11 protein-coding genes are annotated in these 14,835 nt (G+C 63.9%); 4 read left to right on the forward strand and 7 right to left on the reverse strand.

The window, feature by feature from the left end; all coding sequences use genetic code 11:
• Positions 1–53: 53 nt before the first annotated feature.
• The 5 genes from secD to XaFJ1_RS09300 all read right to left on the reverse strand — a co-directional run bounded on the left by secD (position 54) and on the right by XaFJ1_RS09300 (position 5,349).
• Positions 54–1,898: a protein translocase subunit SecD gene (secD, locus tag XaFJ1_RS09280; protein WP_012916415.1), complete on the reverse strand. Its 1,845-nt coding sequence runs from the start codon at positions 1,896–1,898 to the stop codon at positions 54–56.
• A 56-nt stretch (positions 1,899–1,954) separates the two neighbouring features.
• On the reverse strand, positions 1,955–2,299 hold the full coding sequence (gene yajC / locus XaFJ1_RS09285) for a preprotein translocase subunit YajC (protein WP_012916416.1): 345 nt from the start codon (positions 2,297–2,299) through the stop codon (positions 1,955–1,957).
• Positions 2,300–2,544: 245 nt separating this feature from the next.
• On the reverse strand, positions 2,545–3,684 hold the full coding sequence (tgt, locus tag XaFJ1_RS09290; protein WP_045756912.1) for a tRNA guanosine(34) transglycosylase Tgt: 1,140 nt from the start codon (positions 3,682–3,684) through the stop codon (positions 2,545–2,547).
• A gap of 64 nt (positions 3,685–3,748) precedes the next feature.
• Positions 3,749–4,801 carry a tRNA preQ1(34) S-adenosylmethionine ribosyltransferase-isomerase QueA gene (gene queA / locus XaFJ1_RS09295; RefSeq protein WP_045757315.1) on the reverse strand — a complete coding sequence of 351 codons (1,053 nt, stop codon included), beginning with the start codon at positions 4,799–4,801 and terminating at the stop codon, positions 3,749–3,751.
• 116 nt (positions 4,802–4,917) lie between these two features.
• Positions 4,918–5,349 (reverse strand): Lrp/AsnC family transcriptional regulator, encoded by a 432-nt coding sequence (locus XaFJ1_RS09300; protein ID WP_012916419.1) that lies wholly within the window; start codon positions 5,347–5,349, stop codon positions 4,918–4,920.
• Between the two features lie 129 nt (positions 5,350–5,478).
• Here XaFJ1_RS09300 and XaFJ1_RS09305 point away from each other — a divergent pair, with 129 nt between their 5' ends.
• Positions 5,479–6,975, forward strand: a complete 1,497-nt coding sequence (locus XaFJ1_RS09305) for an aminotransferase class III-fold pyridoxal phosphate-dependent enzyme (RefSeq protein WP_012916420.1) — start codon at positions 5,479–5,481, stop codon at positions 6,973–6,975.
• Between the two features lie 152 nt (positions 6,976–7,127).
• Here the strand turns inward: XaFJ1_RS09305 and XaFJ1_RS09310 are convergent, their stop codons facing one another.
• Complete coding sequence (locus XaFJ1_RS09310) at positions 7,128–8,861, reverse strand: glycoside hydrolase family 9 protein (protein WP_012916421.1); 1,734 nt, start codon at positions 8,859–8,861, stop codon at positions 7,128–7,130.
• A gap of 71 nt (positions 8,862–8,932) precedes the next feature.
• Positions 8,933–9,826 (reverse strand): MBL fold metallo-hydrolase, encoded by an 894-nt coding sequence (locus XaFJ1_RS09315; RefSeq protein ID WP_012916422.1) that lies wholly within the window; start codon positions 9,824–9,826, stop codon positions 8,933–8,935.
• 729 nt (positions 9,827–10,555) lie between these two features.
• Between XaFJ1_RS09315 and XaFJ1_RS09320 the strand changes: the two genes are divergently transcribed.
• The 3 genes from XaFJ1_RS09320 to XaFJ1_RS09330 are packed head-to-tail and all read left to right on the forward strand — an operon-like array spanning position 10,556 to position 14,779.
• Entirely contained in the window at positions 10,556–11,527 is a 972-nt protein-coding gene (locus XaFJ1_RS09320) for a ferritin-like domain-containing protein (protein ID WP_045756913.1), read from the forward strand.
• 9 nt (positions 11,528–11,536) lie between these two features.
• Positions 11,537–13,600 (forward strand): LodA/GoxA family CTQ-dependent oxidase, encoded by a 2,064-nt coding sequence (locus XaFJ1_RS09325; protein WP_012916424.1) that lies wholly within the window; start codon positions 11,537–11,539, stop codon positions 13,598–13,600.
• A 3-nt stretch (positions 13,601–13,603) separates the two neighbouring features.
• Entirely contained in the window at positions 13,604–14,779 is a 1,176-nt protein-coding gene (locus XaFJ1_RS09330) for an NAD(P)/FAD-dependent oxidoreductase (protein WP_012916425.1), read from the forward strand.
• Positions 14,780–14,835 lie beyond the last annotated feature (56 nt).

A 14,835-nucleotide genomic window follows, 5' to 3' on the forward strand; every position in this document is an offset into this window, starting at 1 on the left:
TTTGGAGCCCGCGCCGGCCGGCGCGGGTTCTTGCGAAGGATGGCGTGCGCGGCTCAAATCGCCACGGACTTGAGCTTCTTGCGACGGCCGTAGATCAGCACCGCCAGCGCACGCGACACGGTGATCGCGGTGAACATCGAGGCGAAGATGCCGATGATCATGGTCAACGCAAAGCCCTTCAACGGACCGGTGCCGAACGCGTACAGCGCCACGCCCACGATCAGGCCGGTGAGGTTGGCGTCGAGGATGGTGCCGCCGGCCTTTTCGTAACCAGACGCAATCGCCGACTTGGGCGGCACGCCCAAACGCAACTCTTCGCGGATACGCTCATTGATCAGCACGTTGGCGTCCACCGACAAGCCCACCGACAGAGCCAGACCGGCGAAGCCCGGCAACGTCATGGTGGCACCGAACAGCGACATCACCGAAACCACGATCAGCAGGTTCATCAGCAAGGCTACCGAGGTGATCGCACCGAACATGCGGTAGTACACGCCGAAGAACACCAGGGTGAACAGGAACGCATAGACCACAGCGGTGATGCCCCGCTCCACGTTCTCGGCGCCCAGGCTGGGACCGATGACATATTCCTCGACGAAGTCCATCGGCGCAGCCAGCGAACCAGCACGCAGCAACTTGGCCAGATTCTCTGCCTCGGTCTTCTCCAGGCCGGTGGTCTGGAAATTCTTGCCGAACACACCAGCGATGCGGGTCGGCGCCAATGCCTCTTCCTTGACCCGAACGCTGCGCACTTCCTTGCCATCGACCATGGTGACGGTCGGAATGCGTTCGATGTAGACCACCGACATCAGCTTGCCGGTGTTGGCGCTGGTGTAATCGAACATGCGCTGACCGGCGACGTTATTGAGCGTCACCGCCACCGCCGGCAAGCCATTCTGATCGATGCTGACGCTGGCGTTGACCATTTGATCGCCTGACACCAGCACACGCTTGTTCAGCAGCACCGGCGCGCCATTGTCGCGCCGATAGTAAACTTTGGCCTCGGCCGGAATGTTGCCGGAGCGCACCGCATCCTCGGCATTGCCATCGACCACGCCACGGAACTCCAAGGTAGCGGTGGCACCGATCATGCGCTTGGCCTCGGCGGTGTCCTGTACGCCCGGCAACTCGACCACGATACGGTCCTCGCCCTGGCGCTGGATGATCGGCTCGGCCACGCCCAACTGGTTGACGCGGTTGCGTAAAGTGGTCAGGTTCTGCTCGATGGCGCCAGCGGCGATCTGCTTCAGCTCGGCATCGGGCACAGTCACCGCGATGGTCTGCCCGGACACGGCGTAGCTCAACGTTGGCTGCGCCTTGGCCAGAAGGGCGCGTGCGGCGCTGGCATCGGCGCCTTCGCCCAGGTTGGCCTGGATGCTGTTGTCTGGCCGACGTTCCACCGAACGGTAGGGAATGCGGTTATCGCGCAACGTGGTGCGGAGGTCTTCGGCGAAGGCGTCCAGGCGCTTCTCCAGCGCAGCCTTCTGATCCACCTGCAACGCGAAATGCACACCGCCGACCAGGTCTAGGCCCAACACCATCGGCTTGCCGCCGAGCTTGGACAGCCAACCTGGCACGGTCGAGGCCAGGTTCAGCGCCACCGTGTAGTTTTCGCCCACCTGCTCGCGCAGGATGTCGTTGGCGCGGGTCTGCGCCTGCAGGGTCGGCAACCGCACCATCAGGCTGTCGCCTTCGTTGGCCACCGACTTGGGAGTGATCCCGGCCGCCTTCAGGTCGGCGAGGACCCGTTCGCGCAGGGCATCGTCGAGCTTGCCGCCGCGGCTGGCGGTGATCTGGACCGACGGATCCTTCTGGTACACGTTCGGCAGCGCGTACAACGCGCTCAACCCAAGCACGATCAGAATGAGGACATATTTCCAGCGCGGAAACTCGAGCATTGCGGAACCCCGCACGACGCCACGCCGGCGCCGCGCCTAGCAGTAGGAGGAATGGATCAGGCGGACTTCAGCGTGCCCTTCGGCAGCACGTTGCCGATGGCGCCTTTCTGCACACGGATGCGCACGTTTTCGGCAACTTCCACAGTGATGAAGTTGTCGCCGATGTCGGTGACCACGCCGGCCACGCCGCCGGAAGTGATGACCTCGTCCCCGCGACCAAGCTTGTCCAGCATCGACTTGTGCTCCTTTTGCTTCTTCATCTGCGGGCGGATCATCGCGAAGTACATCACCGCGATCAGGATGACGGGCAAGAGGAACATCTGCAGGCCACCACCGGCCGAAGCAGTGCCGCCAGCGGTCTGTGCCTGGGCGACGGGAATCAGGAAATCGAGCGGATTCATCGGGTATGTCCTATGGGTTCGTGCAGCCCGCACCCTGGGGGACGGGCCACTGATTTGCCGGGAAGCAGCAAGCAGCCGCCGATTATGCCACGATCTGCCTTCACTCTCCCAAACCGCCACCAGCGCCTTCCCTACCCCGGCACAACGGTGAATGCAGTTCCGCAGAAACGCGGCGTCCCAGATGACCAAACGCCGCAAAGCAGCATTCCCCCTGGCAACGCGCGCGCGACGAAAAGCGTGACCGACTACTCCGATGGAAGCAGCGTTGCCTCGACCCCGCGCGCCGCATAGAAGGACCGTCGGAATTGGGCAAAGGTTCCCGCCGCGATGGCCGCGCGCATCTGCGCCATGAGATTTTGGTAGTACCAGAGGTTATGCAAGGTTCCCAACATCGGCGCCAGCATCTCGTTGCAGCGATCCAGATGGCGCAGATAGGCGCGGGTATAGCCGCTGCTGCAGGCGTAGCAGCCACAGCCTGGCTCGATCGGGTCCAGGTCGCGCTCGTATTTGGCGTTGCGGATGCGCACCGTGCCGAAGGACGTGAAGTAATGGCCATTGCGCGCATTGCGGGTCGGCATCACGCAATCGAACATGTCCACGCCACGGGCCACGCCCTCGACCAGATCCTCCGGGCGTCCCACGCCCATCAAATAACGCGGACGGTCGGCCGGCAACTGCGGGTGCAGATGTTCGAGCATGGCATTGCGCTCGTGCTCCGGCTCGCCCACCGCCAAGCCGCCGATCGCGTAGCCATCGAACCCGATGGTCCGCAGCCCCTCGATCGAACGGCTGCGCAGGTCCGCATGCACGCCGCCCTGGACGATGCCGAACAACGCCGCATCGTTCCCCAGCGCATCGTGCGCATTGCGCGAGCGCCGTGCCCAGCGCAGGCTCAGTTCCATCGAGCGCCGCGCCACCTCCTCGGTGGCCGGGTACGGCGTGCACTCGTCGAAGATCATCACGATGTCCGCGTCGAGCACCTTCTGAATCTGCATGCTCTCCTCCGGCCCGAGGAACACCTTGGCGCCATCGGTCGGCGCGGCGAAGGTCACGCCCTGCTCGCTGATCTTGCGCCGATGTGCCAGCGAGAACACTTGGAATCCACCGGAATCGGTCAGGATCGGACCATCCCAACGGGCGAAGCCGTGCAGGCCGCCGTGGTCGCCGATCACCTCCAACCCCGGGCGCAGATACAAGTGGAAGGTATTGCCGAGAATGATCTGCGCACCCAGCGCCTTGATCTGCTCGGGCAGCACGCCCTTGACCGAGCCGTAGGTGCCGACCGGCATGAACGCGGGCGTCTCCACGGCCCCGCGCGGGAAGGTCAGGCGACCGCGGCGCGCGGCGCCATCGGTGGTGTGTAGCTGAAACTGCAATCGGGACATGGCGCTGAAAGGCGAGAAATCGGAAATGGAAAACGACAAGGGACACCGCAACGACGGCGCGGTGCTAGGACTCGACCTCGGCAAGGGTCGCCTGCGCACTCCACAACAGCATGGCATCGCCGTAGCTGAAAAAGCGGTAGCGCTGCGCGATCGCGTGGCGGTAAGCGGCGAAAATCCGCTCGCGGCCAGCGAAAGCCGCAACCATCATCAACAACGTGCTTTCCGGCAAGTGGAAATTGGTCACCATGGCATCGACGCTGCGGATGCGGTAACCGGGCAGGATGAAGAGCTGCGTCTCGCCGGCGAACGGATACAGCTCGCCGTCCTTGGACGCGCTTTCCAGCGCGCGCACCACCGTGGTTCCGACCGCGATCACGCGCCCGCCGGCGGCGCGGGTACGGCGGACCTGCTCGACCAGGCTGGCACCGACGTTGAGCCACTCGTGGTGCATCTGATGCTGTTCCAGCGCCTCCACACGCACCGGCTGAAAAGTTCCGGCACCGACATGCAGGGTGATATGGCCGACCTCGACCCCACGCTCGTGCAGCGCCTGTAGCAGCGGCACATCGAAATGCAGCCCGGCGGTCGGCGCGGCGACCGCGCCGGCCTCGCGCGCAAATACCGTCTGATAGCGCTCGCGATCCTCCAGCCCCGGCTCGCGCCGGATATACGGCGGCAGCGGCAACCGTCCGGCCTGCTGCAGCCAATGCTCCAACGTGCCGTCGACATGGAACTGCAACTGGTAGAACGCGCCATCGCGGCTCAGCACCTCCGCTTCGCCGCCGGCATCCAGGGCGATGCGCGCACCGACCTGCGGCGACTTGCTCACGCCCAGTTGCGCGCGCGCGCACTGACCGCCGAGCAGGCGCTCGATCAGGATCTCGACCCGCCCGCCGGTCTGCTTCTGCCCGAACAAACGCGCAGGGATCACCCGCGTATCGTTGAAGATCAACAGGTCGCCCACGCGCAGCAACTGCGGCAAATCGCGCACCTGACGATCCTGGAATGGCGCTGGGGCCGGCGGCACCCACAGCAGACGGCTGGCCGAGCGCTCGGCCAGGGGGGCCTGCGCGATCAGGTCGTCGGGCAGGTCGTAGTGGAAATCGGACTTCTTCAAGGCCGGCGGATCGCAGAACCAGGGCCGGGCATTGTAGCCGGCAACGCCATCCCCGCTGGGCACCGCTCCCGCACCGGAGCGGTTTTAACCGCAACCGCAGCGCCAGCCACCCCCACTCAACGCTCGAACTTGGTCGCCAGGATGATCGATGAGGTAGTGCGCTCCACCCCATCCAGCGCGCCGATGCGGTCGGTCAACGCGTCCATGTCGTTGACCCCCGGCACCACGGCCAGCGCGATCAGATCGTAGGAACCACTGACCGAATGCAATACCCGTAGCGCATCGATCTCGCGCAAGGCCTTGACTACCGAGATCATTTTCTTCGGCGACACGGTGATGAGGATATGCGCGCGGATAGAACCCTGTTCGTAGTCATCGCGGGTGCGTACGGCATAGCCGCAAATCACCCCCTCGCGCTCCAGGCGCTCGATCCGGCTCTGCACCGTGGTGCGCGACACGCCGAGCCGACGCGCGATCTGCGCGGTGGATGCGCGCGCATCCTCGCGCAGAAGCGACAGCAGGCGTTCGTCGGAGGCCGTGATCTTCATGGCAGCCCATTTCGTCGATTCGACGAAATTACATTATTTCCCGTGCAAATCAACGCTGTCACTCGACCGCCACGTTCCGATAATGGATTCAAGGCCAATCCCTGGGCGATCCGTCATCAGGAGAACTTCATGAGCGTACTCAGCCTTCTCGCCTCGCTCCGCGCCCATGCCGGCGAACGTCTGACCCACGGCCTGGACGATGCCGACATCCTCCGTCTGGCCACCTCGCATCCGCAGCTTAGCGCAGCGATCGAGGCCGCGGTGCTCGAACATGCTCACCTTGCCAGGGAATTCGGCGATCTGCTCGATCTCGACGAGGCGGCGCAGATTTGCACCGTGCAAGCGGGCTTCGTGAATTTTTACGCCGACGATGTGGTAACCCCCTATGTGCCACTGACCGCGCGCGGCCCTTGGGTCATCACCCTGAAGGGCGCGGTTCTGTACGACACCGGAGGCTACGGCATGCTCGGCTTCGGCCATACCCCCGAAGCGGTACTGGAGGCGATGGCGCGGCCGCAGATGATGGCCAACGTGATGACACCCAGCGTGTCGCAACTGCGACTGGAGCGGGCACTGCGTACGGAGATCGGCCACCGCCGCGGCGGCTGCCCGTACAGCAAGTTCATGTGCCTCAATTCCGGCTCCGAGGCCGTCGGCTTGGCCGCACGCATCGCCGACATCAACGCCAAACTGCAAACCGATCCCGGCGCACGCCATGCCGGGGCCAAGATCAAGCGTGTCGTGGTGAAGGGCAGTTTCCACGGCCGCACCGACCGCCCCGGGCTGTACTCCGATTCCAGCCGCAAGATCTACCTGCACCACCTGGCCAGCTATCGCGGCGAGGACTCGCTGATCGCGATCGCCCCCTACGACGTGGACGCACTGCGTCGCGTCTTTGCCGACGCCGCGCAGCACGGCTGGTTCGTCGAGGCGGTATTCCTCGAACCGGTGATGGGCGAAGGCGACCCCGGACGCGCACTACCGCAGGACTTCTACGCCGCCGCGCGCGAACTCACCCGCGCACACGGCAGCCTGTTACTCATCGATTCGATCCAGGCCGGGCTGCGCGCGCACGGCGTGCTGTCGATGGTGGACTATCCCGGCTTCGAGCGGCTCGATCCGCCGGACATGGAAACCTATTCCAAGGCGCTCAACGCCGCGCAATATCCGCTGTCGGTGCTGGCGCTCACCCAGTCCGCCGCCCAGCTGTACCGCAAGGGGACCTACGGCAACACCATGACCACCAATCCACGCGCGTTGGACGTGGCCACCGCCACCCTGACGCAACTGACCCCGCAATTGCGCGCCAACATCCGCGAACGCGGGGCCGAAGCTGTGCGAAAACTGGAGACGCTCAAGGCGCAACTCGGCGGTGCGATCACGCATGTGCAGGGTACCGGCCTGCTGTTCTCCTGTGCGCTGGCACCGCAGTTCAAGTGTTACGGCGCCGACTCCACCGAGCAATGGCTACGCCAGCACGGCGTCAACGTCATTCACGGCGGCGAGAATTCGCTACGCTTCACCCCGCATTTCGCGATGGACAGCGAGGAGCTGGACCTGCTGGTCGGGCTGATCGGCCGCGCGCTGCGCGAGGGACCTCGACTGGCGCAGGCCGCGGCGGCCTGAGCCCACGTGCAACATACACTCGGCCCGCGCGCGATCCGAGCCACGCCGGCGCCTGCCGCTTCGTCATCCGTTCGGGCTGAGGTCACACGCGACGGCACAGATCACCACGCACGCGCTGCTGCGGCAGCGCGACGTTGGCGCCCAATCGTCATTCAGCGTTGCAACACCTGCAACGCCGTGCTGACGTAGACCAGCGGGGCGTTCCAGTTGATCGCCACTTCGTTGGTCGCGTAGCTACACTCCTTGTCCAGGTAGGACAGCGCCGGCAGCGTCGAGGTGTAAGCATGCTTGCACACCTCTGCATCCTGCTGACCCGGCTGCGGACCGCCGACCAACAAACCGGGCACCGGCGTGGCGAGGCCGTCTGCAATGGAGATACGGTGATGAATGTGCATCGGCGAACGCGCGCCGATGCCGGTGACGAACGACATGCCAAGTGGGTTACGCCCGAGCACGTAGTCCAATTGCGACTGTGCGGCCTGCAGATACTCTGGCTTGGGCTGCACCTGATAGGCCTGCAGTAACAGCATCGCCTGCCCCAGCACGGCGCTGTTGCTGCCCCACTGGAAATCCTGCGAGGTCATCGCGACCCGCCAGGCCGAGTGTTGCCAGACCTGTGTCAGATGGTCGGCCAGACCCTCGATCTCACGGGCGATGCGCGCCTGGTCGGCATGCCGGGTCAACCGCGCGCGATGCTGCGCCAACGACATCCAGGCCAAACCGCCGACATTGCCCCAATACGGCACGTTGATCGGCACATGGCGCGCCATCGCCGCGTCGTAATACGCGTTGTCGGCGGTGGCCAGATACAACTCCGTGGCGGCCCAGGCAAACTCGTCGTCGAGGTGGTCGTCCGCGTAGGCGCCGGTGTGCACATCGGGCGGTTGCCGATAGATCGCATCCGGATGCGCCTGCGCCCAGGCCCAGGCGCGATGCGCGGCCTTGAGCATGCGCGCGGACACTCCACCGAACTGCGCATCGAACGGCGCATAAATGCGACTGGCCTGCGCCATCACCGCGGCGAAATCGAGCGTGGCCGCGGTGCTTTTCTGTACCACATAGCGCGGCGCATTCGCCTGATCCGGCATCTGCATGCCGGAGAACTCCAGGTTGGTCAGTTTGTGGTACACACCGCCATCGTGCGGGTCCTGCATCGCCAACAGCCACTGCAGGTTCCAGTCGACCTCGCGCAGGATATCCGGCACACCGCCGCCGCTGCCGGGAATCCCTTCCTTGTGCGTAGCGAAATACCCTGGGAACTGCTCGTAGGCGGCCAGCAATGTGTAGACGGTGATACCGGAATTGACCACGTACTTGTTGTAGTCGCCAGCGTCGTACCAGCCCTTGGGCGCGGCGATCACGGTACCAGCCGGACGCGCGGGCGACGCTGCCGAGGCGTGGATCAGCACGTGGTCGTCGGGATGGCCGGCGGCGCGCGCGTGACGGCCGGCGTACTTGCCGGACAACGCAGTGCTGGCGCGGTTGTAGTAATAGGCTTTGAGCGCGGCACGCGACAGCGCGTCGTAGGCGTTCTCGGCGATGGCGAAATCGTCCGATGGGGTTAAGCCATCCACCCGCAGCCGGTAGTGGCCTGGGGCGCGCAAGGCGGAAAAATCGGCGATCCGCACCGTCTCTTGCGCCGGTGGCCAGAGCGCCGCCGCGCCGAGGGTACCGCGCAACACCACCTCGCCCGAGTCGGCCCGCTCCACCGCGAACGCGGTGCCGTGACCATCCGGTACTACCGCCAGCTTACTGGCAGCCGGCAAGAAACCGACCTGGTTGAGCCGGATCGGCGATGGTAAGGCATCCTCATCGGCGCGCGACGCGCAACCGCCAACGAGCAGGCACACCAGAGACAGGGACCACAGAGGATGGGATCGTTTCATATGCCGATACTCGCCGGCCACGATGACGGCTGCAAGCACGGCGTCGCGGCCCTCCCCTGCCACGGCGACGTTCAGCCTGCCAGCGCGTGCGCCTGTAACGCCGACAGTGCGTGCGTGGTGACGAACCGGCCCTTGGGGTCGCGCTGCAACTGCGCCAGTGCACAATCTGGATCGTGGGTGAAGAACAGATGCACATCGCGCGCGAACGCATCCTCCAGGAACGCGCGCTTCTCATCGATCAGCAACTCGGCGTTGCGGTCGTACCCCATGGTGATCGGCACATGCACCCAGGCACGGCCCGGGATCAGGTCGGCACAGAACGCAACTCCGCTATGCGCCCGGCCATCGCCGCCATTGGTGGAGCCGACGATCTCGGCCAGCATCAGCCCCGGCGTGTGCCCGTCGCTGAAACGGAACCGCACCGCCTCGCCGAGCGTGCGCGAGTACGCGCCATCGACCAGTTCCAGGCGGCCGCTGGCCTGGAGCAATTCCGGCAGCTCGGGGATGAAACTGGCGCGGTCGCGCGGATGCGGCTGCAGCGCGCGCTGCCAGTGCGCCGCACCAACCAGGAAGCGCGCGTTGGGAAACAGCAACTCCGGTGCGACGCCCTCGCGCCACGGCGCCAGCAGCCCGCCAGCATGGTCGAAATGCAGATGACTCAGCACCACAACGTCGATATCGGCATGCGCGAAGCCGGCCACCTGTAACGACTCCAGCAGTACATGGCCCGCCTCCTGCACGCCGTAGCGCTCGCGCAACGCGGGCGGGAAGAACGCACCGATGCCGGTCTCGAACAGCACGGTCTTGCCGGCCAGCGGACTGGCCAACAACGCGCGGCAGGCCAAGGCAATGCGGTTACTTTCGTCGGGCATCGCCCATTGCTGCCACATCGCCTTGGGCGCGTTGCCGAACATGGCACCGCCATCGAGTTTCTGGGAATTGCCTAGGATGGACCACAGTTTCATTGCCCAATGCTAACGCATCGACATCCGCGCATCTGCACCGATGCGGACTCCCCTCCCATCGCGGCGGGCCGGCACCCAATCCACACTGGCCTCAATGGCGCATGGCTTGCGTAACAAAATACAGTGACCGCCACAGTGAGCGGACTCAAGTCTGATTCTCAACGCAGTTGAGCAAGCCCTCGGCGAAAGCTGCGAAGCACGTTTTGAAATGGTACCGCACGTGCTGGTTGCGACGCAGTTGGTGGCTGATCGTGCTAGGGAGGCACATTCAAATACCTCAGCGATGGCACGCATCGACATGCCGATTTTTACAGCGCACGGAGAGCGCATGGAGAAAGTATGGCGCTGACAGATTCCGGCGTCTGGATGACATGAGCCACTCCACTCGGCCGCGAAGTCGTCCAGATCAGGTCGCCCGGAGCACGTCACAAACACCGCTGTTGCGATCCAGAGTTGAACTTGCCCTGCTCACATTGTCTACCTAGCGCCGACGATACTCAGCATACTGAATATTTAATTGGTCAGCGTAACGTGATGCTAGTCCACGACGATCACCGATACGCCGCTGACACCGCTGTCCGGCACCAATCCGCAATCGCCGGCCGGCCCCAGCGGCTTGGCAAATACCAAGCTGGAAACCTATTTCCAGGATAGCCACAGCGACTACAACTTCGCGTTCAGCCGGCTAAGCGATCCCCCAACGCTCAACCAAAGCTCCAAAGAGACCCCATGAAACAACGAACGCTCGCGACGCCACTGACTTGGAACAAGCCATTGTTGTATCAGCACCTGCAAGGTGCGATGGATCTGGAACTGTGGACCATTCCTTACTACATGACCGTGCTTTACTCGATCAAGGACATCAGTTCGGCCCCCTACCGGCTGATCCAATCTGCGGTATACCAGGAAATGCTGCATGTACAACTGGTCAGCAACATCGCCAATGCCTACGGCTATTCACCGACGCTGACCACACCTGTCTATCAAGGCACTGCGGTCCCGCACCTGGACTTCAACTTAGACACGCCCAACCCTACCGAGGAATTCACCCCATATAGCGCCGAACTGGGGCCACTGGACGCAGCGCGCATCAACACCATGTGCATGATCGAGTATCCGCAATGGCTGACAGAACGCGAGCCGGACCTGTCCGACACACAACAGAAATACGGTTCGATCGGCGAGTTCTACGCTGCACTGCGCAACGGCATGGCGGAACTTCGCCAGCATGTGCAGGGCGGCGTGCGCCAGATGGACGAGTTCGGCCCGTTCTACCAGAAAGCCGGCGACCTGACGGTGAGCGAATATGGCGACGCCGGCTTTCGTCAGGCACTGACCCTGACCGACATCATTATGGACCAGGGCGAAGGCCAGAGTGAGGCAACCGAAACCGTGGACCTGCCATACCAGAGTACCGCCGACAGCTTCCACAACGCGTGGTCGCACTTCCAGAAGTTCGACTACGTGCGCTGCTTGCCACAACGTCCAGACACCTATAGCGGGCAAGCCAACCCCGCAGAAGATACGCCGGGATATGCGGCGCAGCAGATACTGATCCGAGATTTCGCTTCGTTCCTTGGGACATTGAATGGGATTTTCCGCGGCGAACAGATCCCCACCGCATTCGGCGTGCAAATGGCCAAGCTCGGCGGCGACGTGCTGTCATGCTGGCAACACAACGCAATCCCACGTTTCTCCTAAGAGGCGCCCATGTCGATATCCAAGGCAGTGTTTCGCATCCATCCGGCGTTCGGCATCGCGCGGGTAGGCAACAGCGAAGAGTTTTATCTCGGACCAGAAACAATGGCGGGCCTGCCTATCCCCGAAGGGATCGACACCGGCAATCCGCATGTCAGCGGTGGCCTGCCGATCAAGCCCGATACCGAGGCCGAGGTCATCTCCAGCAACGATCTGCGCGACCGCAGCGGCCGCATGAAGCGGCAGGCAGCGCGGTTCCGCATCTACCACTATCCATCCGGCAGCAGCGACAACTATCCCAGTGGCGCCGGCACCGAAGTAATCGTGGGCACGAAAGTGGGCAGCAAACGGGTGCGCGATATCGTCTGGACAGTGCACCTTGCCAACAAGAAAGCCAACGCGCACGTACTCAATGACGAGCTCGGCATCGCGGTCTACGAATCGGCCAACGCCGCGCAGCTGCGCCTGCGCAATACCGCCGAGGGCAGCGATCCGAACAACGCCGCGCGCCTGAAGAAGCTTGTGATCGATCCCGGTCCGCGGGCCATTCGTGGCACACAATCCGAGGGCGTGCACCTGGACAAGGCGACCGTCGCCAGCTATGCAGATACCGACACGACCATCCGGCCGATGCCCTACTACCCCAAATCGTTTCCGGACGATGGGTTCGCCAAGCTCTATACCCCCACGGGCAAAATCGAGACACTGGGCGAGCTGCGCACCGACGCGCGGGGCCGCTTGTTGGTGCTGCCGGGCTTTGGGCGCGCCTGCAGTTGGCTACAGCAGGACGGCACGCCGTTCCCGTTGCTCAGCGGCATGATCGCCCCACACGAATATGGCGACGTCAATGCCGACGGCTGGTTCGACGACACCGGCGACGGCCCAGTCTCGGCGCTGATCGTGTTCGATGACGACAGCATCGCCGAGGTGGTACCTGCCTGGGCTATCACCACCGACCCGAGCTACGCCCCCCAGGCACTGAACGTGGTGAGCCTGTGGGACGACATCTACGACACCTGGGTCAGGCGCATGAAATTAGTGCCGACTCTGTTCAAGAATCGCTTCGACTCCACGTTCCGGCCATCATTCGCAGATCACTTGCAACCGATCTTCCGCGCGCCGGCACTGCAACGCTGGAATAGCAATCTGCCGCAGCGCGCGATCGCCGCGCACGACGCCGTCGGCGCGATCAGCGCGCACAACACACCGGCCGAGACGATCATGAATGGGCTGGCCTACGTCCGCGATCCAAACCCAGCGGCGCAATCGAACATCGGCGCACCGTTCATGCCCTTGGCGATGGGTGACGTTGGCAAAGCGTTCCTGACGGTGACGCGGACCCAATACTTTTTCCTCAGCCAGTGGAACCGCGGCGAGTTCGAGGCCGAGGCACAGATCGAATTCGGACCTGGCGAGTACTTGGACCGCGCTGTGATGGTCAACTGCCAGGGTGGAAGCTTCGCTCCCGGCATCGAGATGACGTTCGTCGTGCGCGATCCGGCGCTCTACCGCGCCGACTGGCAAAGCAGCGGCTGCGGACCATTCCGAATCCGAGGACGTGCGTTGGACTACGCCAGCGTGCAATACGGCCAGCCATTTCTGAGCGTTGGCTATCTCCCCTACCAACCCGGTCCGGATGGCATCGACCCCGCGCCGCTGGAGCCAGGCGACCTCTCCAAGTTTATGTCGATTCCTTGGCAAACCGACTACAACGCCTGCGCGACGTTCACTGCCGACCCGAATCCGGACAACAGCACCACACTTTATTGGGCCTGGCCAGCACAGCGCCCATTCACCGTGCATGTGGCCACCGATGTCAGGGACGGCAAGCCAGGCCCGCAACGCTATTCCATTCGCGGTGCGGGCACCACATCCGACGATCTGAGTAACGCTGGCCGTTTCCAAAACCATATCGACATGGTGAACAACTGGCACCGCATCGGCTTCGTCATCCAGGGCAGCGCGATCGACGGCGATATTCGCTACAGCCCGGACATGTACCTGGAAGTGGCCAGTCAACTGGACGAACCGGAGATCGCGCCCTGGCCGATGAATGCCAACAGCGCGGACACTTGAAGCATGAATACCCACTGCGACGTGGCGGTCATCGGCGCAGGGCCGGCGGGATGCGCGGCAGCCATCGCATTGCGCCGTGCCGGCGTCGGCAGCGTGGTACTGATCGATGCCGGCGACGGTCAGCGCCCGCGTTACGGCGAGAGCCTGCCTCCGGCGACCGGCCTGCTGCTGCATGCACTGGGCGTGGCCGATGCCTTCGCTGCGCTCAATGTACGCAGATGCATCGGCAACGCCTCGTCATGGGGGGCGCAAACGTTGGGCTACAACGACTTCCTGTTCGATCCACACGGGCCCGGTTGGCAGGTGGATCGCCGCGATTTCGATGCGTTCCTGCTGCAACAGGCGCGCAGCGGCGGTACCAGCGTGCGCTTGCACACCCGCCTGGAGAGTGCCTCCGACGCGGACCCGGATGGCCTGCGACTGCGCTTGCGCTCGCACGGCGCGGCACTGACCACGCTGCATGCCCGTTTCGCCGTCGATGCCAGCGGCCAACGCGCACGGCTGGCACAGGCGCTGGGCGCCGAACGCGTCACCGGTGATCGCTTGGTCTGCCTTGCCGCGCTGTTGCCGGTGGACACCACGAGTCGGCTCGGGCAACGCTCGCTGCTCGAAGCAGTCGACTATGGCTGGTGGTATGCGGCACCGCTGACATCCGGCGAAGCCATCGTCGTCCTCGCCACCGATGCCGCGGTCCTGCGCGAACAACGTCTGCAAGAACCCGCGCGATGGTCGGCGCGGTTGGCACAAACCCACCATATCGGCGCCACCGTCGGCTGGATGCGCAGGGCACCACCATACTGCCTGTCCACGCGCCAGGCGCGCTCTGCACGATTGAGCCACTGCTGTGGAGCGCACTGGCTGGCGATCGGCGATGCAGCGTCCAGCTACGATCCGCTGTCCTCACAAGGCGTGCATAAGGCATTGGCCGATGCGCTCGCAGCCGCCCCGCGCATTTGCGCCGTGCTAGAACGACACCAAGACACTGCGGTGATGGAACAGGCACAGCAGATGCTGGCGCGTTTCGAAGGCTACCAGCGCATGCGCGAGCATTTCTATCGACAGGAAGCACGCTGGCTGGATGCGCCATTCTGGCGCCGGCGCCGTGCCGCGCAAATACCTGCCCCGCCCCCCACGGACCATTCCCCTATAAAAACCCACCGCATGAACGTATCGCCTTGAGCGATCATCAATACACCCAAATACCCACGACATAGGTTCATGCTGGGACGACGACA

Origin of the sequence: Xanthomonas albilineans, from assembly GCF_009931595.1 — a bacterium.
GTDB classification, from domain to species: Bacteria; Pseudomonadota; Gammaproteobacteria; order Xanthomonadales; family Xanthomonadaceae; genus Xanthomonas_A; species Xanthomonas_A albilineans.